The organism is Haloechinothrix salitolerans, assembly GCF_042662605.1.
Lineage (GTDB): Bacteria > Actinomycetota > Actinomycetes > Mycobacteriales > Pseudonocardiaceae > Haloechinothrix_A > Haloechinothrix_A salitolerans.
The window spans coordinates 6,055,646-6,073,785 of sequence record NZ_JBHSXX010000001.1 but is presented as its reverse complement, the minus strand read 5'-3'; the positions used below and the strand labels follow the sequence as shown (position 1 = coordinate 6,073,785).

17 protein-coding genes are annotated in these 18,140 nt (G+C 68.0%); 9 read left to right on the top strand and 8 right to left on the bottom strand.

What is annotated here, in order from left to right; genetic code table 11:
* The first annotated feature begins 169 nt into the window (after nucleotides 1-169).
* The 3 genes from ACFQGD_RS28990 to ACFQGD_RS28980 all read left to right on the top strand — a co-directional run bounded on the left by ACFQGD_RS28990 (nucleotide 170) and on the right by ACFQGD_RS28980 (nucleotide 2,456).
* A complete protein-coding gene (locus ACFQGD_RS28990; protein ID WP_345400161.1) occupies nucleotides 170-829 on the top strand; it encodes a hypothetical protein in 660 nt (219 codons plus the stop codon).
* Between the two features lie 69 nt (nucleotides 830-898).
* Nucleotides 899-1,894: an XRE family transcriptional regulator gene (locus tag ACFQGD_RS28985; protein WP_345400185.1), complete on the top strand. Its 996-nt coding sequence runs from the start codon at nucleotides 899-901 to the stop codon at nucleotides 1,892-1,894.
* Nucleotides 1,895-1,985: 91 nt separating this feature from the next.
* On the top strand, nucleotides 1,986-2,456 hold the full coding sequence (locus ACFQGD_RS28980) for a hypothetical protein (RefSeq protein WP_345400164.1): 471 nt from the start codon (nucleotides 1,986-1,988) through the stop codon (nucleotides 2,454-2,456).
* 91 nt (nucleotides 2,457-2,547) lie between these two features.
* On the opposite strand, the gene ACFQGD_RS28975 is transcribed toward ACFQGD_RS28980, so the two are convergent.
* The 3 genes from ACFQGD_RS28975 to ACFQGD_RS28965 all read right to left on the bottom strand — a co-directional run bounded on the left by ACFQGD_RS28975 (nucleotide 2,548) and on the right by ACFQGD_RS28965 (nucleotide 3,653).
* Entirely contained in the window at nucleotides 2,548-2,772 is a 225-nt protein-coding gene (locus ACFQGD_RS28975; protein WP_345400167.1) for a hypothetical protein, read from the bottom strand.
* Complete coding sequence (locus ACFQGD_RS28970) at nucleotides 2,769-2,981, bottom strand: hypothetical protein (RefSeq protein ID WP_345400170.1); 213 nt, start codon at nucleotides 2,979-2,981, stop codon at nucleotides 2,769-2,771. The genes ACFQGD_RS28975 and ACFQGD_RS28970 overlap by 4 nt, the downstream gene beginning before the upstream one ends.
* Nucleotides 2,982-3,053: 72 nt before the next feature.
* Complete coding sequence (locus tag ACFQGD_RS28965; RefSeq protein ID WP_345400173.1) at nucleotides 3,054-3,653, bottom strand: helix-turn-helix domain-containing protein; 600 nt, start codon at nucleotides 3,651-3,653, stop codon at nucleotides 3,054-3,056.
* 366 nt (nucleotides 3,654-4,019) lie between these two features.
* Here ACFQGD_RS28965 and ACFQGD_RS28960 point away from each other — a divergent pair, with 366 nt between their 5' ends.
* The gene (locus ACFQGD_RS28960; RefSeq protein WP_345400176.1) at nucleotides 4,020-4,892 is read left to right on the top strand and encodes an alpha/beta fold hydrolase; all 873 of its coding nucleotides are present in this window, start codon (nucleotides 4,020-4,022) and stop codon (nucleotides 4,890-4,892) included.
* On the opposite strand, the gene ACFQGD_RS28955 is transcribed toward ACFQGD_RS28960, so the two are convergent.
* Nucleotides 4,893-5,648: a transposase family protein gene (locus ACFQGD_RS28955; RefSeq protein WP_345398857.1), complete on the bottom strand. Its 756-nt coding sequence runs from the start codon at nucleotides 5,646-5,648 to the stop codon at nucleotides 4,893-4,895. It lies immediately after the preceding gene.
* 281 nt (nucleotides 5,649-5,929) lie between these two features.
* Between ACFQGD_RS28955 and vapB the strand changes: the two genes are divergently transcribed.
* On the top strand, nucleotides 5,930-6,151 hold the full coding sequence (gene vapB / locus ACFQGD_RS28950; RefSeq protein ID WP_345406130.1) for a type II toxin-antitoxin system VapB family antitoxin: 222 nt from the start codon (nucleotides 5,930-5,932) through the stop codon (nucleotides 6,149-6,151).
* A 3-nt stretch (nucleotides 6,152-6,154) separates the two neighbouring features.
* Nucleotides 6,155-6,565, top strand: a complete 411-nt coding sequence (locus ACFQGD_RS28945) for a PIN domain nuclease (RefSeq protein WP_345406133.1) — start codon at nucleotides 6,155-6,157, stop codon at nucleotides 6,563-6,565.
* Nucleotides 6,566-6,571: 6 nt separating this feature from the next.
* On the opposite strand, the gene ACFQGD_RS28940 is transcribed toward ACFQGD_RS28945, so the two are convergent.
* From ACFQGD_RS28940 to ACFQGD_RS28925, 4 genes are all read right to left on the bottom strand, one after another.
* Entirely contained in the window at nucleotides 6,572-8,257 is a 1,686-nt protein-coding gene (locus ACFQGD_RS28940) for a phospho-sugar mutase (protein WP_345406136.1), read from the bottom strand.
* Nucleotides 8,254-9,042, bottom strand: coding sequence for a purine-nucleoside phosphorylase (locus ACFQGD_RS28935; RefSeq protein ID WP_345406139.1), 789 nt, complete (start codon nucleotides 9,040-9,042; stop codon nucleotides 8,254-8,256). The genes ACFQGD_RS28940 and ACFQGD_RS28935 overlap by 4 nt, the downstream gene beginning before the upstream one ends.
* 43 nt (nucleotides 9,043-9,085) lie before the next feature.
* Nucleotides 9,086-10,750: a substrate-binding and VWA domain-containing protein gene (locus ACFQGD_RS28930; protein WP_345406142.1), complete on the bottom strand. Its 1,665-nt coding sequence runs from the start codon at nucleotides 10,748-10,750 to the stop codon at nucleotides 9,086-9,088.
* Between the two features lie 361 nt (nucleotides 10,751-11,111).
* Nucleotides 11,112-12,881, bottom strand: a complete 1,770-nt coding sequence (locus tag ACFQGD_RS28925; protein WP_345406145.1) for a serine/threonine-protein kinase — start codon at nucleotides 12,879-12,881, stop codon at nucleotides 11,112-11,114.
* Between the two features lie 128 nt (nucleotides 12,882-13,009).
* On the opposite strand from ACFQGD_RS28925, the gene ACFQGD_RS28920 reads away from it, so the two are divergent.
* Genes ACFQGD_RS28920 through meaB form a run of 3 tightly spaced genes read left to right on the top strand, consistent with a single transcriptional unit; the run spans nucleotide 13,010 to nucleotide 18,101 of the window.
* Nucleotides 13,010-14,902 (top strand): methylmalonyl-CoA mutase family protein, encoded by a 1,893-nt coding sequence (locus ACFQGD_RS28920; protein ID WP_345406148.1) that lies wholly within the window; start codon nucleotides 13,010-13,012, stop codon nucleotides 14,900-14,902.
* Nucleotides 14,899-17,115, top strand: coding sequence for a methylmalonyl-CoA mutase (gene scpA / locus ACFQGD_RS28915; protein WP_345406151.1), 2,217 nt, complete (start codon nucleotides 14,899-14,901; stop codon nucleotides 17,113-17,115). The genes ACFQGD_RS28920 and scpA overlap by 4 nt, the downstream gene beginning before the upstream one ends.
* Nucleotides 17,115-18,101, top strand: coding sequence for a methylmalonyl Co-A mutase-associated GTPase MeaB (gene meaB, locus ACFQGD_RS28910; protein ID WP_345406154.1), 987 nt, complete (start codon nucleotides 17,115-17,117; stop codon nucleotides 18,099-18,101). The genes scpA and meaB overlap by 1 nt, the downstream gene beginning before the upstream one ends.
* Nucleotides 18,102-18,140: the final 39 nt, after the last annotated feature.

The following is an 18,140-nucleotide window of genomic DNA, read 5'->3' as shown; positions in this document are numbered from 1 at the left end:
CTAGTCTCAAACTCAGGTCGCGGCCCAACTTGGCCTATGAGGACGGGGTCGTCCTCCACTTCTCGGTATGCGGCCCCGTCCTCGCTTGATCCCGCTAACACGTTCACATACGAGATGCCCGACTGTAGGGTGGCGCAAACTGGATAATCACCCCGAAGAGGTACCCAGCGTGACAGAGCAACCCCCCGAATCCCCGACGGATTCTCAAGCCCAGCACGAACAAGATTCGTCATCGTCGTTGAAGAAGCGCAAGATTCCTACCTGGGTATGGGCGGTTGCGGGGGTTATCGGACTTTTCGCTGTGATATTCGGAGGCGGTGACGAGGAAACCGCGCCCGTCGCCAGCGATGGCGACGACCAGAACACCACCACAACTACGCCCTCGACTCCGGCCAAGAAGTTATCCACAAAGGAGCAGATCACGCGCCTCGTGTCGGAATCGGTCGACGAAGAAAACAACCGTGGTCAGACCACCATCCGTGAGGTTGATGTCGTCAAGCAGGCCAACGGCGGGTGGGGAGTGTTTACCGAGTTCAACGCGAGCGAGAACCTGACGAATAACCTCACTAAGAGTGGCATCGAGAAGACCACATCCGAGATCTACATCGCGCTCTACACCAGCAAGTACGACGTCCGCTCCGCCTCGGTCGCCGCCTACTTCCCGCTTGTGGATAAGTACGGCAACGAGAAGGACGGCGTTGTCTACAAGTCGATCTTGGATCAGTCGGAAGCTAAGAAGGTCAACTTTGCCGCTGACGAGTCGTACCTGAAGCTCGACATCCTGCCCAGAGTCTGGACGACGACGTTGGTGCATCCAGACTTCCGTTAGGCGTACGACCGCCGCGATTCCTTACCTCTGATTCAGTTGAATCTTCCTTGTACCATCGTCTGAGTGGTAATGATCACCGACTGGACGGGACGTGAGGCTGCGGCGCTGCGTGCCGCGCTGCGTATGAGCGTGCGGGAGTTCGCCGCGCACCTTGACGTCAGCGCCCGCATCGTCTGCCGATGGGAGGCCGAGCGCGAATGCATCACGCCGCGCCCGCTGAGCCAACAGCTACTTGACGCCGCGCTGAGGTTGGCCGACGACGAAACGCGCCAGCGGTTCGACGCGCTTCTGAGTCCTCCCGTTGCGACCGGCGAGGACGCCGAGCGTGTCGTCGCCGCGCTGGACGGTTGCCACACGGACGCGGGCGCGCTGGACGCAGTAGCGGAGGTGCTGGCCGGGTTGCGCAAGCTGGAGGACGCGACCAGCGCCGCCGACGTCCTTCCCTCGGTTCACCAGCACACCGCGTTGGCGTCGCGACTGGCCGACAACGCCCGCGGCGACGTTCGCCCGCAGGCGGTCGGCCTGCTGTCCGAGCTGGAGCAGTACGAAGGCTGGTTGGCGATCCCGACGCAACGGTGGGACGACGCGCGCCACCACCTGGACCGGGCGGCGACGCTGGCCCTCGAAGCCGACGACCCACAACGGCTCGCGACGGCGCTGAGCTTCCAGGCGTACCGACACATTTTGACCGGCCAGCTCCGGCAGGCCGAGGCGCTGAACCGCGCCGCCGCACGTGACACGCGCGTCGATCCCGGTCTACGCGCCTACATGATCTTTCAGCGCGCGGAGGTGCTGGCCCACGACGGCGACCGCACCGCCGCCTTGGACGCGCTCAACGAGGCCGAGGCCAGCCTGGATCGCATCGACGTTGACGAGCTGCCCGCGTCGTCGTACTGGTACACACCGGCCGTCCTGCTGGGTCACAAGGGGTTCGTACTGGCCGCGCTGGGCGACGTTACGGCCGCACGTCGCGCCGCCGCCGAGTCGCTGGAGGCCATGCCGCCGGAGTGGGCGGCGTCCGAATGGGCCGAACAGCACCGGCAGCTCGCCGAGTTGGATCACTGAGTCACCTCTTGAAGTCGCCGTTTCAGGCTGGCAGATAGCATACGCCGCGTAACGGACAACCTTCGTAAGTTAAGGCTGTGGTTTGGTGCGTATGAGGCTTAGCAGCATCGTCGTAGGTGTAGCGGTCGCTGGCGCCGTCGCTTCGTGTACGAACGTTTCCGATCCGACTGAAGATGCGACAGAAGCATCCCCGGCGCAGGAACAACAGAAGAATGAGGAAAGATCGCAGGACTGCATGGAGGTCTCTTCGGCAATGCTCAAGTGGATAGCCGGGGGAGTTGAAGATGACGTTTCCGGGGATCTCAAGATCACGAAAGGTGCTGCCGTTCGTTCACCCAACCACGAGAAGGTCTTTCTTATCGCCGGGGAAATGAAGGCACCCGGTGTCGACGGCGAGATCGGGGTGTGGGCCTCGAACTCACTTGAACGCGGCGGCGGGATCATCATGGCAGTAGACAACATCGCCCAGGCTTTCACCGTGTATCCCGACGCTGACAAGACGGACGCTCAGATTTCACCCGCCGCCGCTGGTGTTCAAGAGGCGAGAGACTGTCTTGACTAGCAGTACCAGCGCAAACTGACAGCGATCGCGTTCAGCAGGGTCAGTGCGGCGACGATCATCGAGAAGACGACCAGCCGTCGCGCGTCGCGGGTCACTCGGGCACCTCCCCGAGCGCGTCGCGGATCGCGACCAGCAAGCGCACGGCTAGCGATTGTGCCTGCGCGACGGTGAACGTGTGGGTGGTGTTCGCGTCGCCCAGGACGACGATTCCGGGCGTACATGGGTCATCCGGCGTGTGCGTTCCGGCGACCTCGACGCGCTGTCCGTCGATGTCGCGGACTCCGTAGACGGTGCGGCCGGTCACGGCTGAGGTCATCGCGAATCACCCCGCACGATCGAACTCATGTTGTGTACGAGGTCATCGAGTTCGTCGCCGCCGATGGCGCGTCCCTCTGACACGAACTGCGCGAGGCAGCCGACGTGCTCGGCGAGCTTGATGAGGCGGGTGTACAGCTCGCGTTCTCGCGCTTCGGCCCGTTCGATGGCGTCGCGGCAGAATGAATGAGCTTCGGTAGATTCATGCATGGGTCCACTCCCATTCAGTGGATCAAGGCCCCCGGATCGGTGTGCCAGCACCACCGGGGGCCGCCTACGGGTTTACTTGTTGAGCGCCTTCACCAGCTCGGTGAGGGCGTCGACCTTGCTTTCCAGCTCAGTGATCTTGGCCAAAAGATCGGCGTTCGACGGCCCAGCCGGACGACCGCCTGTCTTACGCTCGGGCTTGGTCACCTCTCCCTTCTCGATCTTGTCCAGGCCGGTCTGCACGACGTCGACCTCGTCGGTGCGCGTGCGGCCGTTCTCGACGCGCCACAACGCGGACTGCGTCATCTGGAACACCTCGGCGAGGTTGGGACGACTCCAGCCCTCGCCGCGCAATGCGGCGATCGCCGCGCCGAGCCGCTGGGTCACGTCCTCCGGCGCGTAGCGCGGCGTGGACGCCGACTCGACGGTCTGCCCCTCGGCCTGCGCCTGCGCCTCGGGCTGCGCCTTGGCCTGGTCCTTCGTGTCCCGCTTCGCGTGGGCCTGAGTCTTCCTTGCGGCCGACTTCTTGGCGGTCGCGGCGTTCGACGCGCCGGTGGTCCGGCGCGTGCCTGCGCGTGACTTGGAGGCGGACTGCTTGCCGGACGCCCGCTTGATCGCCTCGGTGGCCTCGTCGGTCTGGTCGGTGAGCTTCTTGGTCGCCGTTGCGGTTGCCATGATCGTTCCTTTCGTCGTTCCTGCCGATCGACAACGAATTAATCACACAGTGTCACCAATGTCGATACGGAGCGTGACGAATTGTGACCGCAGTGGGTGACCCAACGCCGAGCGACGTCGGGAAACGTGAGAATGTTTCGGTTCGGTAACCGTGAGGGAGTTAGCCGCGCCGGATCGCGCTACGTAGGCCGTCGTCGCAGGTCGGCCCGTGTTCCAACCCGCGCGCATCGCCGTTCGGCGACGGCGTGTGGTGCACGATCAACAACGTCGGCATGGTCACCAGGGTGCCTGATACCGCCAGACAAGCCACAAGCAGCGCCTGGGGTGACCGGTTGGCGCCGCATCGCGACGTCGATACCGTGAGGCATGCCGCAGCCGCGAGAGATCACCGTAGACCTGCCCGCGTTGACCGTCGCCGCACTGGAGTGGGGGCCGGACGACGGTCCGCTGGCACTGTGCCTGCACGGCTTCCCGGACACCGCCTGGACCTGGCGTCACCTCGGCCCGGTGCTCGCCGAACGCGGCTGGCGGGTCGTCGCGCCGTTCACCCGAGGTTACGCACCGACCGGACCGGCACCGGACGGCGACTACCGCGTGGGCGCGCTCATTACCGACGCGCTCGACCTGGGGCGCGCCCTCGGCGTGGACGATCGCGCGGTGCTCGTCGGCCACGACTGGGGTGCGCTGACCAGCTACGGAGCGACGGCCCACGAACCACGCATGTTCCGCAGGAACGTCGCCATGGCCGTGCCGCCAATCACCGCGATCTCCGAGACCGCCCGCGCGAACTGGCGTATCTCGGGCTCGCAGGTACTGCGCAGCTGGTACACACTGTTCAACCAGCTACCCGCCGTGCCGGAACGCGTTTTCGACCCGCTGGTGCGGCTGCTGTGGCGGCGCTGGTCACCCGGCTACGACGCCACCGACGACCTCGCGCTGCTCGCCAAGGCGCTGCCGGATCGCGCGCACCGCACGGCGGCGCTGACCTACTACCGGCACACGCTGCTGCCGCGCGGGACGTCGCGCCGTTACGACGCCGCTCACCGGGACTGGCAGCGCCCACCCCAAGTGCCGACGCTCTACCTGCACGGAGCGGACGACGGCTGCATGAGCCCCGGCTTCGCGGAACACGCTCAGCGCCACCTGCCGGCCGGCAGCGAGGTCGACGTCGTCGCGAACGCGGGGCACTTCTTCCACCTCGAAAAGCCCAACGACGTCAATGAGCCTTTTTCATCTTGATCATGTGGGTGTGTGGTGGAGGGTGAGGATTGCGGCGAGTAGGCGGCTGATGCGGTGGGGGCTGCAGCGGACCTTGGCCAGCACGCGCCAGGCTTTGAGCGTGGCGACCGCGCGTTCGCCGACACCACGGATCCTGGCGTGGTGATGGTTGAACCTCCTGCGGTAGCCGACAAGGCCACGACCCCGGTACGGCGTACCCACAGCTCCGCCGGCGCCGAGATATCCCTTGTCGGCGAAGGTCGCGATCGCCGCACTGGTCAACGCGGTGATGAGACTGTGACGGCGGGCGGCGGTCAGATCATGCGTCGAGCCGGGCAGCGCGGGTGAGGCCCAGATCAGACGCCCGGCCGGGTCGGCCAGCAACTGCACGTTGACGCCATGGCGCTTGTGCTTGCCGGAATAGTACGGCCGCTGATGATGCACCCGGTCGATCGCGATCAGCGTGCCATCGAGAATCACGAACGCCTTGCGCTTGGCTGTGCGGACGGCATCGCTCAACTCTGGGCCGATCGCGGCGAGCACCTCCACCGCCTCGGTGACATAGCGATACACCGTGGCCACGCCGACACCGAATCCGGCGGCCAGACTCGCGTAGGTGTCACCGTTGCGCAGGTGCGCCAGCACCAGCAGCGCTTGCCGCTGGGGCGGCAGCTTGCGCCATCGCGATCCGATCACGACGCGATGCCGACGCAGCCGAGTCGCCAAGAACCGAAGTGTCGAGCTGGACAGATCGATCGCGGACGGGTAGGACAGCACAGTGAAGCTCCTGGTCCTGGTGCAGGTGATCTTGGTCGACACCGCTCCTACCAGGAGCTTCACCCTTTGTTGATCACCGACACACCCGAGCCAACCACCCGCCAACCACCGTCCACTCAGGTTGAAAAAGGCTCAATGCCAGGATCGCGGAATTCCTCGGGCGCGTCGGTGGGACGTCGGCAGCGAACTGACGACGTCCCAAGAAGTCGTTGCCTTCCGGCGACAGGTACGCCCGGTCTGTCGGCGCGCGGATGATATCATCTGATATCGAGGTGGTTGCTATGTCGGATTTCTTGGTTCGCGATGTTCCTGACGACGTGCTCGCTGCCATTGATGAGCATGCCGCGCGGCTCGGGCTGTCGCGGAACGAGTACGTGCGCCGGGAGTTGAGCCATGTCGCGCAACGCTCCGCTTCTCCGGTGACAACAGACGATCTGCGACAGTTCGCCGATGCGTTCAGCGGTCTTGCCGACGCAGACCTCATGGAGCGTGCGTGGGAGTAAGACGTGACGACCAACTGGCTGATCGACAAGTCCGCTCTGGCGCGTATCGGCGCTAGTCCCGAGGCGGAAGTGTGGGCGAACCGTATCGAACGCGGACTCGTGCGCATTGCCACCGTGACGCGTCTTGAGGTCGGTTATTCGGCGCGGTCGGCGGGTGACCTGCGTTCCGGCCTGCGTAATCCGCCGCTGTCTCGGATACCGGTCGAGTATGCGACACCGGTCGTCGAAGACCGCGCCGTCGAAGTCCTCACTTTGCTTGCCGAACGAGGACACCACAGAGGCCCTTCGATCCCGGACCTGCTGATCGCCGCAACCGCCGAGCTGGCGCGCCTCACCGTTCTGCACTTCGACAAGGACTTCGAGCTTATCGCCGAGATCACCGGCCAGCCGACCGAACGCCTCGCGATGGCTTGAACCCGACTACGGCATCCCATTCGCGAGCAGTTCCCTGACGTCGCCGCGCAGGCGGTCGAGGACGTCGTTCGCGTCGTCGGCGTCCGCGGGGCGGACCACCTGGAGATACGTCTTCAGCTTCGGTTCGGTGCCGGACGGCCGCACCACCACCCGCACGCCGTCCCCGACGAGGCGGAGGACGTCGGCGTCCGGTAGCAGATCCTCCGTCGTCACCGGCATCCCGGCCAGCTCGGCTGGCGGGTCGGCGCGCAGGCACGCCATGATCGCGTCGATAACGTCGAGGTCGGTCACTCGGATCGATACCTGGTCGGTCAGATGCACGCCGTGGGCACGGTCCAGTTCGGACAGCGCATCGGCGAGCGACGATCCGGCCGTTCGCCGCGTTGCGGCCAGGTCGGCGGCGAGCACGGCGGCCGAGATACCGTCCTTGTCGCGCACAGCTTCAGGATCGACGCACAACCCGAGCGCTTCCTCGTAGGCGAACACCAGCCGCGCGTGAGCGGCGTCGTCGGAACGCGCGCCTCCAGTCGCACCGGCGCCACCGTCGGCACGCGCGAGCCACTTGAATCCCGTCAGCGTCACCGCGCAATCCGCGTCGTGCGCCGCCGCGATCGACGCCAGTATGGACGACGACACGATCGTCGTCGCCACCAACGGGTTCTGGCATGCCGTGCGGTCCAGCGTCGCCAGGACGTACTCGCCAAGCAGCGCACCGGTTTCATCACCGCGCAGCATCCTGAACCGCTCGCCGTCGCGGATGCCGATGGCGCACCGGTCGGCGTCAGGGTCGAGCGCGATCGCGAGGTCGGCGCCGGCGTCCTCAGCCAGTGTGAGCAACGGATCGCACGCCCCCGGCTCCTCCGGGTTCGGGAACGCCATGCCACCGAAGTTCGGATCCGGCGCGAACTGCCCCTCAACCACGACGACGTCGGTGAATCCCGCACGATGCAGGGCGTCCACGGCGACCTGTCCGCCGACCCCGTACAGCGGAGTCAGCGCGATCCGCAGGTCGCGCGCGGTGCCGCGCGGCAACGACGCCATCCGGTCCAGGTACGCCCGCAGCACGTCGGGTGACGGCTCCCGCCAGGTGTCCTCGCGGGGCACGGCCAGCGCGGCGGGAGCATCGGCGATAGCTGCCTCGATCTCGGCGTCGGCGGGCGGCACGATCTGCGCGCCGCTGCCGTCGTAGAGCTTGTACCCGTTGTCCGGCGCGGGATTGTGGGATGCCGTGAGCTGGATACCCGCGACCGCGCCCAGCTCCCGTACCGCGAATGCCGACACGGGCGTCGGCAGCGCCTCGGTGAACATTCTGACGTCGAACCCTGCCGCCGCCAGCACCCGTGCGGCGTCCACCGCGAAGACGTCGGAGCCATGCCGTGCGTCGCGGCCGATCACCACGGTCCCACCGGCACAGCCGGAATCCCGCAGCCACCGCGCGACCCCGTACGTCGTCCGCACGACGACCGCGCGGTTCATCCCGTTCGGGCCAGCGCGCACCGGCCCACGTAGCCCCGCTGTGCCGAACCGCGGTTGACCGGCCATCCGGTCCACCAGGTCGTTCGCCGCATGCGCGTCGCCGTCGAGCGCGGCGGCGAGTACCGCCTGGAGTTCGTCGCGATCCGACTCGTCGACGTCGTCCGCGATCCACCGCAGCGCGGCATCCCGCACGTCCGGTGGCACCGCACTGCTCATGCCCGCGCCATCACATCACGCAGCAGCGCACCCATGCGCGTCGCCGCTGCCTGACCGGCTTCGAGGACCTCCTCGTGGTTGAGCGGCTGCCCGGACAGCCCCGCCGCCAGGTTGGTGACAAGCGACAGCCCGAACACCTCGACACCGAGCGCGCGAGCCTGGATCGCTTCGAGCACGGTCGACATGCCGACAAGGTCCGCGCCGAGCGTGCGCAGCATCCTGATCTCGGCGGGCGTCTCGAAGTGCGGCCCGTACAGTCCCGCGTAGACCCCCTCGTCGAGCGACGAGTCGATCTCCCGCGCGATCTGGCGCAGTCGGGGCGAGTACAGGTCGGTCAGGTCCACGAACGTCGCGCCGACAAGGGGCGAGCGCGCCGTCAGGTTCAGGTGGTCGCTGATCAAGACCGGCTGCCCCACCTGCAAGCCCTCGCGCAGCCCGCCGGCGGCGTTGGTCAGTAGGACCGCCTTCGCGCCAGACGCCGCCGCCGTGCGCACTCCGTGCACCACGGCGTCGACGCCGAGCCCCTCGTAAATGTGGCTGCGACCGAGCAGGATCAAGGCGCGCTTGTCGCCAACGGCCACTGAACGAGCCGTGCCGCCGTGCCCCTCAGCGGCTGGCTTCGCGAAGCCGGGTAACGTGCCGAGGTCGATTTCCGCGTCGGGCTGGCCGATGACGTCCGCCGCGCCGCGCCATCCGGAGCCGAGCACGAGTGCGATGTCGTGGCCTTCGAAGCCGGTGCGGTCGGCGATCGCGTCGGCGGCCTTCGCAGCAAGATCCGCAGTCACGTCACGAAGCCTATGCGGTCGGTGGCGGTCATGACGATCACGGTCAGCCCCCGCTCATGTTCTTCAGCACGGTGTAGAACAGCTCCCGCGCCTGCTTGATGTCCTCGCTGACGTGCACCTGTCCGCCGGTGGCGTCCGCGATGTCCTGCAGCTCACTGCCATCGATCTCGGTACCGAGCCCAACGAAGATCACCGGCGTCGGCTTGTTCCTGTCGACGACCTTGCCCAGCTTTGCGAGCAGCTTCTCCCTGGTGAGACCGTTCTCGTAGTAGTTAGCGCCGTCGGTGACGACGAGCACCAGGTTCAGCATCGCCGGGTCCCAGCCGCGCCGGGCCTCCTTCACCGCGGCGAGCGTGGTGTCGTAAAGCCCGGTGTTGCCCTCCGGTCCCGACGTGAGGTCGTCGACCTTGTCCGGTAGGCCATCGGCGATGTGCTGCGATGCCGGTTTCCACGGCGCCACCTCGCGGTACGGCAGCTCGCCGTCGCGCTCGGTCGAGAACTCCCACAACGTCAGCTCGGTGTTCGGCCGCAGCAGCCGCATCGCTTCGGACAACACGTTCTCCGCCACCTGCATCCGTGTCAGCGGCGTGCCAGGCACCATCTTCTCCATCGAGCCGGAGACGTCGAGCGCCACGAGCAGCCGCGCCGCCGACGAGAGCGTCGCCCACTTCTGCAGGACCTTCGTGGCTGCCTTGGCGCCGGGGGCGTCCATCGGTGAACCCGCGTCGGCGCTGATCCGCTTGTCCGCGGCACCCGGTCCGGTCAGCCTGTGGTCGCTGCCGCGGAACCCGTGCTCTGCCAGCACCGTGCGTGCCGCCTTCTTGTTCAGCGCTCGCTGAAACGCGAGCGCGGCCTCGCGCTGCTTCGCGCCGGTGCCTTCCAGTACGACGAGCGGGTAGTCCAGCCATGCCGTCGGCACCTCGGGGTAGGCGGCGACGACCGAGCCCGTCGTGCCTGACCCGGCCTCAGTGCTCTCGTTGTGATGGAACACCGCCTGCTCGGACGAAGGGAACGACGCCACGATCGGGTCGGCGCCGCCGTCCGGCAGGTGGTCGTACGGTTCGTCCTTCGCGGCGAAGGTGTTCTTCGTCAGCAGCTGCATCGCCTTGGTGCGCTCGGTCTCGTTCCAGGCGAGCTTCTCGATACCCATGAGCGCGAGCACGGCAGTGGTGTCTTGCGACGGCTCTGCCGTCCCCGCGATGCCGGTGCCACTGAGCAATTCTGACCAGGTCGGGTTGCGTTCCGGCCAGCCTGCCTCGCTCGCCGCGTTCTCGGTCGAGGCGAGCACGATCGGGCTACTCGCGATGGAGGTGCCATCGCTCGGCACGGCGGCGGTCTTGGCGTTGGCACGCCGCAGCCACAGTGTCGAATCGGGAATCCAGACGTCGGGACGTTCCGCCTTGTCACGTACCTTGCCAGCGACCTTGTGCGATTCGACCGCTCTGATCGTCGGCCGGACGCAACGGGCGGGTCCCTGCAGTTTCGGTAGCTCCTCCGCGGCGAACTCGGTCAGCGCGGGCGCGATGCTGGGGTCGGCGTCGACGGTGAACGCGGTCTCCTCCCCGCAGGACTCCGCTGCCTGGGTGATCCAGCGCACCGCGAGCACCGCCACCAGCGTGGTCACGACGAACGCGCCCGCGAATGTGAACAGCCCCTTGCGCTTGGGTGCGCGTGCGTCTGCCGCCGCCTTGCTGTGTCGTCCTGCCACTGACGTGATCCCTCGCCTGTTGTGCTGCTTCGCCCGTGATCCCGTCCGGACCTCTCGGCCCGTAGTCGCCGTCGCGACGTTGCGACGTCGGGGTGACGGCACCAACCGACCGACTCCGGTCCTGGGGCAGGTTACGCGGAGAATGACGTGATGTGGATCACTAGGCGTCCGTGTGGGTGGCCGCGATCGGCTGGTCGCGCGAGCCTCGATTACGCTGAGTGCCTTACATGGCTTCGCGAACTTCGCGGACTTGCACCCTATTTGCCGTAGTCGTCAGCCTTATCGCGCTTGAGGTAACGTTCCGATAACGACTTGAAGCTCGTTCGCTTTCTACGTCGCTCGGCGGTGAGCGCTAGACCGTTCAGCCGATGTCGAACGTGGGCACGATCCGGTCGAACAGCTCCGTCCTGCCTCGCGACTCCTGCTCGGTCGGCACCGTCACCCGCACCACCCACAGGCTTGAGTCAGCCCGGCTCAGTCGGGCGTACGTCGTGCGCCCGATGACCTTCGTCGTCGGCTCGCCGGTTGGGTTCGTCGTCGTCGGCTGCTCCGGCGAGGTCCGCGTCTCGATCGTGCGGTAGGCGACGTCAACGGGCCCATCGAGCGTGGTGCCCTCGTCGCGGCCGACGAGCACGAAACCGTCCGCTGGCCAGAATGACCGCAGCCCGTTGAGGTAGTCGTCTACGTCGTTGCCAGGGAAGAAGTCGGGGAAGCGCTCCACCCCGACCATCAGATGCCCGTTCGCGGAGACGAACTGCACCAACGTGCTAGCGGGCAGCGTCCCAGCCGGTTGTTGCGTGACGAACTTGGTCCAGCCAGCGGGGACATCGATCTGGAACCGGCCAGAGGCATCGCCGTTGAGGATCGTGGCGTCGCCGCGCTGCGTGACCAACGGTCCGATCGTGCTCGGCCCGCCGTCGATGTCCTGTTGACTTGCCGCTGGCAGCACGCTGACCCCGGCGAGCGTGCGGGTCAGCGCGAACCCGCCCGCACCCGCGATGAGGAACGCGACCACGGTGAGCGCGACGAACAGCGCCAGCCGCACCGGCTGTCGTTCGGCGCGCGTCCCTGATGACGCGAACGGAAGCGGGCCCGGGTCGGAGGCCAGCGGCGCGGTGCCGCCCGTCGACGTCGAGTCTCGCGTGGCCCCGTCATCGGTGTCGGTCGCCGCAGACGTCTCGGCGGCCGCACGCGCGCGATCGGCCGCCGCCTCGCCGTCGCTGTCGAACAGCGCCGGGTCGAAGAGTGGCCTACCCGGCTGCGGACGCAGCTCGAACAGGGTGTCGCGCACCGTGGCCAGGTCTGGCCGCCGGTCTGGGTCCTTGGACATGAGGCCGCTGATCAATGTCGCGAGGGGGCCGTGCGGCGGTCGAGGCACCTCACTGTGCACGACGGCGGTCGCCGTGGCGAGCGGATCACCGTCGGCGTCGTACGGCGGTTCGCCCGCGAGCGCGGTGAACAGCGTCGCCCCCAGCCCCCACAGATCGGCGGCGGGACTGACCTGCTTGCCCGAGGCGAGCTCCGGCGCCATATACGCGGGCGAGCCGAGCATCAGCCCGGACTTCGTCAGTGTCATGTCCGAGACGTTGCGGGCGATACCGAAGTCGGTGAGCTTGATCCGGCCGTCCCGCGACACCAGCACGTTGCCTGGCTTGACGTCCCGGTGCGTGATGCCAGCGGCGTGCGCGGCCTCGAGGGCCGCGGCCACCGCGTCGCCCACCTCGGCCGCTTGCGCCAGCGTGAGTGGACCGCCCTCGGCGATCAACCCCGCGAGGCTGCGCGCGGTGAGCAGTTCCATCACCACGAACGGCTCGCCGTCCTCGCGGACGACGTCGTACAGTGTGATCACGTTCGGGTGAGACAACGACGCGATCGCGCGTGCTTCCCGCAGGGCGCGTTCCCGCTGCTCCTCGGCTTGCGCCGCGGGAAAGCCAGGCGGCAGCTTGATGCCCTTCACCGCGACAGGGCGGTGCAGGAACTCGTCGTAGCCCGCCCACACGGTGCCCATGGAACCGGCGCCAAGCTCGGCGCGAAGCCGGTACCTGCCAGCGACAAGGCGGCCCTGCTCATTGGGCTGATCGCTGGCTGTGTTCCCGGCTTCGTCTCCTGGTTGGCTTCCTCCGGCTGCCACGGAGTCATTCTCACCGACGACGTGCCGCGAGGCATTCCGGCATAGCGGACCACCGGGGTCACCACACACGAACGGCGGCGACCAACTTCACATGATCGGTCTCGCTCGACCCCTTAGCATGGCTAGGTATGACAGAGCTGTCCCAGCCAGAGCGGCTCACGCTCGCCGCGGACTTCGACGACGCGTCCCTGAGCCAGTGGCGGGATCGCGTCGCGGGCGTCCTCCGCAAGACCGGCGTGCTCGGAGCCGACGACGATGTGCCAGCGCCCGAACGTCTGCTCGCGAGCACCACCTACGACGGGATCGAACTCCGGCCGCTCTACACCGCTGACGACGTCGCCGAGCTGCCGTCGGCGGGGTATCCCGGCCTCGCGCCGTTCGTGCGCGGTAACCGGCCGGAGGGGGCGGTCGCCACCGGCTGGGACACCAGGGTGCGCCACGCCGGTCCCGATGTCGCCGCCACCGCCGACGCCGTCGTCACTGACCTGGAGAACGGCGCGAACTCCGTCTGGCTGCGCCTCGGCGGGAACGCGCTGCCGGTGGACGCGCTGCCCGACGTCCTCGGCGGGGTGTACGCCGACCTCGCACCGGTCGTGCTGGACGCCGGCGCGGAGTACGCGGCGGCCACCGACGCCCTGCTCGACGTCTTCGCCGCCAAGTCCATCGCGCCGAGCGAAGCCATCGGCACCCTCGGCGCGGACCCCATCGGCCTGCACGCGCAGACCGGTCAGCGCCACGACATCGACGCCGCTGCCGCGTTGGCATCGCGGATCAACGGCAGCCACCCGAACCTCCGCACGATGGTCGTCGACGCGTTGCCATACCACGACGCTGGCGGCTCCGATGCGCAAGAACTCGCCGCCTCCATCGCGACGGGCGTCGCCTACCTGCGAGCGCTGACAGCGCGAGGCCTGAGCGTCGCCGACGCCGCCGCGCAGATTGAGTTCCGCTACGCCGCCACCGCCGAGCAGTTCCTGACCATCGCGAAGCTGCGCGCCGCGCGTCGGCTGTGGGCCAGGGTGTGCGAGGCGTCCGGGGTCGCCGACGCCGACGCGGCCCGGGCGGCGCAGCGTCAGCACGTCGTGACGTCCTCGGCGATGCTGAGCACCCGCGACCCGTGGGTGAACATGCTGCGCGGCACCCTCGCCTGCTTCGGCGCGGCGGCCGGTGGCGCGGACGCGATCACCGTGCGGCCGTTCGACGCCGCGATCGGGCAGTCCGACGCCTTCGCCCGCCGTATCGCCCGCAACACCAGCTCCATCCTGGCGTCGGAGTCCAAGGTCGCGGGTGTGATCGATCCGTCAGGCGGCTCCTGGTACGTCGAGACGCTCACCGACGAGCTGGCCCGCACCGCGTGGCGCGAGTTCCAGGCGATCGAAGCGGCGGGCGGCATCGACGCCGAGCTGGCCGCTGGCGGCATCGCGGACCGGCTCGAAGCGACGTGGCACGCCCGCGAGGCCCGGTTGGCCACGCGCAAGGACCCGCTCACCGGTGTCAGCGAGTTCCCACAGCTCGACGAGGAACCGATCGAGCGCGCGCCGTTGCCGCCGGAGGACCGCACCGGTGGGTTGCCGCGCGTGCGCTACCCGCAGGCGTACGAGCGGCTGCGGGACCGTGCCGACGCCCACGTCGCCGAAACCGGAAAGCGCCCCAAGGTCTTCCTCGCGACGCTCGGGCCGATCGCCGCGCACACCGCGCGGGCGACCTTCGCGGCGAACTTGTTCGCGGCCGGTGGCATCGAGCCGGTCAACCCCGGCGCCACCGACACCGTCGCCGACGTGCTGGCCGCGTTCGTCGGCAGCCACACCACCGTCGCCTGCCTCTGCGGCACCGACATGGCCTACGCCGAACAAGCCGATGAGGTCGCCGCCGCGCTGCGCAAGGCTGGCGCGAAGGCCGTGCTGCTAGCAGGCAAGCCGACCGACGCATACGAGGGCGTCACCGGGTTCGTCCACAAGGGCTGCGACGTGCTCGACGTACTGGCAACGACGCTGGACACGCTGGGAGTGAAAGACTCATGAGCATCCCCGACTTCACCGGTGTCGACCTCGGCACGCCGCGCGCAGCCGATAAGACAGAGTGGGTCGCCGCCCTGCAGGCCAGCACGGGCAAGGGCACCGACGCGCTGGAGTGGGAGACGCCCGAGGGTATCGGCATCAAGCCGCTCTACGACGCCGAGGATTTGTCCGAACTGGACTTCCTGAACACCTACCCGGGCATCGCGCCGTTCCTGCGCGGGCCGTACCCGACGATGTACGTCAACCAGCCGTGGACCATCCGGCAATACGCGGGCTTCTCCACGGCGGCGGCGTCGAACGCCTTCTACCGGCGCAACCTCGCGGCGGGGCAGAAGGGGCTGTCGGTCGCGTTCGACCTCGCCACCCACCGGGGTTACGACTCCGATCACCCGCGCGTGTCCGGCGATGTCGGCATGGCGGGCGTGGCGATCGACTCCATCTACGACATGCGGCAGCTGTTCGACGGCATCCCGCTCGACAAGATGTCCGTCTCGATGACGATGAACGGCGCGGTGCTGCCGGTGATGGCGCTCTACGTCGTCGCCGCCGAGGAGCAGGGCGTCAAGCCGGAGCAGCTCGCCGGGACCATTCAGAACGACATCCTCAAGGAGTTCATGGTCCGCAACACCTACATCTACCCGCCGCAACCGTCGATGCGGATCATCTCGGACATCTTCGCGTACACCTCGCGGCGGATGCCGAAGTTCAACTCGATCTCGATCTCCGGCTACCACATGCAGGAGGCCGGAGCGACCGCCGACCTCGAGCTGGCCTACACGCTCGCGGACGGCGTCGAATACATCCGTGCCGGGCTGGACGCCGGGCTGGAGATCGACGCCTTCGCGCCGAGGTTGTCGTTCTTCTGGGCGATCGGGATGAACTTCTTCACCGAGGTCGCCAAGATGCGCGCCGCCCGGCTGCTGTGGGCGAAGCTGGTCAAGCAGTTCGAGCCGCGTAACGAGAAGTCGTTGTCGCTGCGTACCCACTGCCAGACGTCCGGGTGGTCACTGACCGCTCAGGACGTCTACAACAACGTGGTGCGCACCTGCGTCGAGGCGATGGCCGCCACCCAGGGGCACACGCAGTCGCTGCACACCAACGCGCTGGACGAGGCATTGGCGCTGCCGACCGACTTCTCCGCCCGCATCGCCCGCAACACGCAGCTGCTGTTGCAGCAGGAGTCCGGCACGACGAACGTGATCGACCCGTGGGGCGGCTCGGCGTTCGTGGAGAAGCTGACCTACGACCTGGCGCGCAAGGCGTGGGCGCACATCAGCGAGGTCGAGTCGGCGGGCGGCATGGCCCGCGCGATCGACGCCGGTATCCCGAAGCTGCGCATCGAGGAAGCCGCAGCGCGCACGCAGGCGCGGATCGACTCCGGGCGGCAGCCGGTCGTCGGTGTCAACACCTACCGTGTCGAACAGGAGGAACAGATCGACGTCCTCCAGGTGGACAACGCCGAGGTGCGCGCCGAGCAGCTGGACAAGCTGGCGCGGTTGCGCGAGGAACGAGACCAGGGCGCGGTGGACTCCGCGTTGCGGGCGCTCACCGCTGGCGCTGAGGGCGATGGCAACCTGCTTGAGCTGGCGATCGACGCCGCCCGCGCGAAGGCGACCGTCGGGGAGATCTCCGACGCGCTGGAGAAGGTGTGGGGCCGCCACGCGGGCCAGATTCGTACCATCTCTGGTGTGTACCGCCATGAGGTCGGCCAGTCGCCCGCCGTGGAGACCGCACGCGAGAAGGTCGACGCCTTCGCCGAGGAGGAGGGGCGTCGCCCGCGCATCCTGGTCGCCAAGATGGGCCAGGACGGGCACGACCGCGGCCAGAAGGTGATCGCGACGGCGTTCGCCGACATCGGCTTCGACGTCGACGTCGGTCCGCTGTTCTCCACCCCCGCCGAGGTCGCGCGACAGGCCGTCGAGGCGGACGTGCACGTCATCGGCGTGTCGTCGCTCGCGGCGGGTCACCTGACGCTGGTGCCCGCGCTGCGAGCCGAGCTGGCGGAGTTGGACCGCTCCGACATCATGGTGGTCGTCGGCGGGGTCATCCCACCGCAAGACTTCGACGCGCTCCGCGAGGCCGGTGCGGCGGCGATCTTCCCGCCGGGCACCGTCATCGCCGAGGCCGCGATCGGCCTGCTCGACCAGCTCAACGCCGTGCACGGTGTTTCCGGCACGCCTGGTGCCTCTCCCACCCACCACCCCCACGGCTCCTGATGGCGCCACGCACCATCGACGTCGCCGCCTACGCAAAAGGGGTGCTCGCCGGTGACAGGGGAGCGCTGTCGCGGGCGATCACCCTCGTCGAGTCGGCACGTGCGGACCATCGGGAGCAGGCACAGCGGCTGCTGGTGGAGCTGCTGCCGCAGTCCGGTGGCGCGGCTCGGGTGGGCATCACCGGCGTGCCTGGTGTCGGTAAGTCGACGTTCATCGAGTCGCTGGGCACCACGCTGACCTCGCAGGGACATCGCGTGGCGGTGCTCGCGGTCGACCCGTCGTCCACCCGGTCGGGCGGGAGCATCCTGGGCGACAAGACGCGGATGGCGAAGCTGGCGACCGACCCGAACGCGTTCATCCGGCCGTCTCCCACATCGGGCACGCTGGGCGGCGTCGCGCGGGCAACCCGGGAGACCATCGTGCTGATGGAGGCCGCTGGCTACGACGTCGTGCTTGTGGAGACGGTCGGCGTCGGGCAGTCCGAGGTGACCGTGGCCAACATGGTCGACTGCTTCCTGTTCCTGACGCTCGCTCGGACCGGTGACCAGCTCCAGGGCATCAAGAAGGGCGTGCTTGAGCTGGCCGACGTCATCGCCGTGAACAAGGCGGACGGCGAGCACGAGCGGGAGGCCCGCAAGGCCGCCCGGGAGCTGTCCGGCGCGCTGCGCCTGCTCTACGGGCCGGACGCGAGCTGGACTCCACCCGTGCTGACCTGTAGTGGGATCACCGGTGCCGGACTCGACACGGTATGGCGGCAGATCGGCGAGCACCGCGACGCCATGGTGGCTTCCGGCGAGCTGGCCGCCAAACGCAGCAGACAGCAGGTCGACTGGATGTGGGCGATGGTGCGGGAGCAGCTGCTGTATCGGCTGGAACAGCATGCCGGTGTACGCGGCGTAGTGGGCGAGGTCGAGGGGTTGGTGCGCGAGGGTGAGATCACCCCGACACTCGCGGCGCAGCGCATACTGGACGCCTTCGGCGAGTAGCCTGGTCACCTTACGTGCTGGGATGGGGTGAGTGAGGCG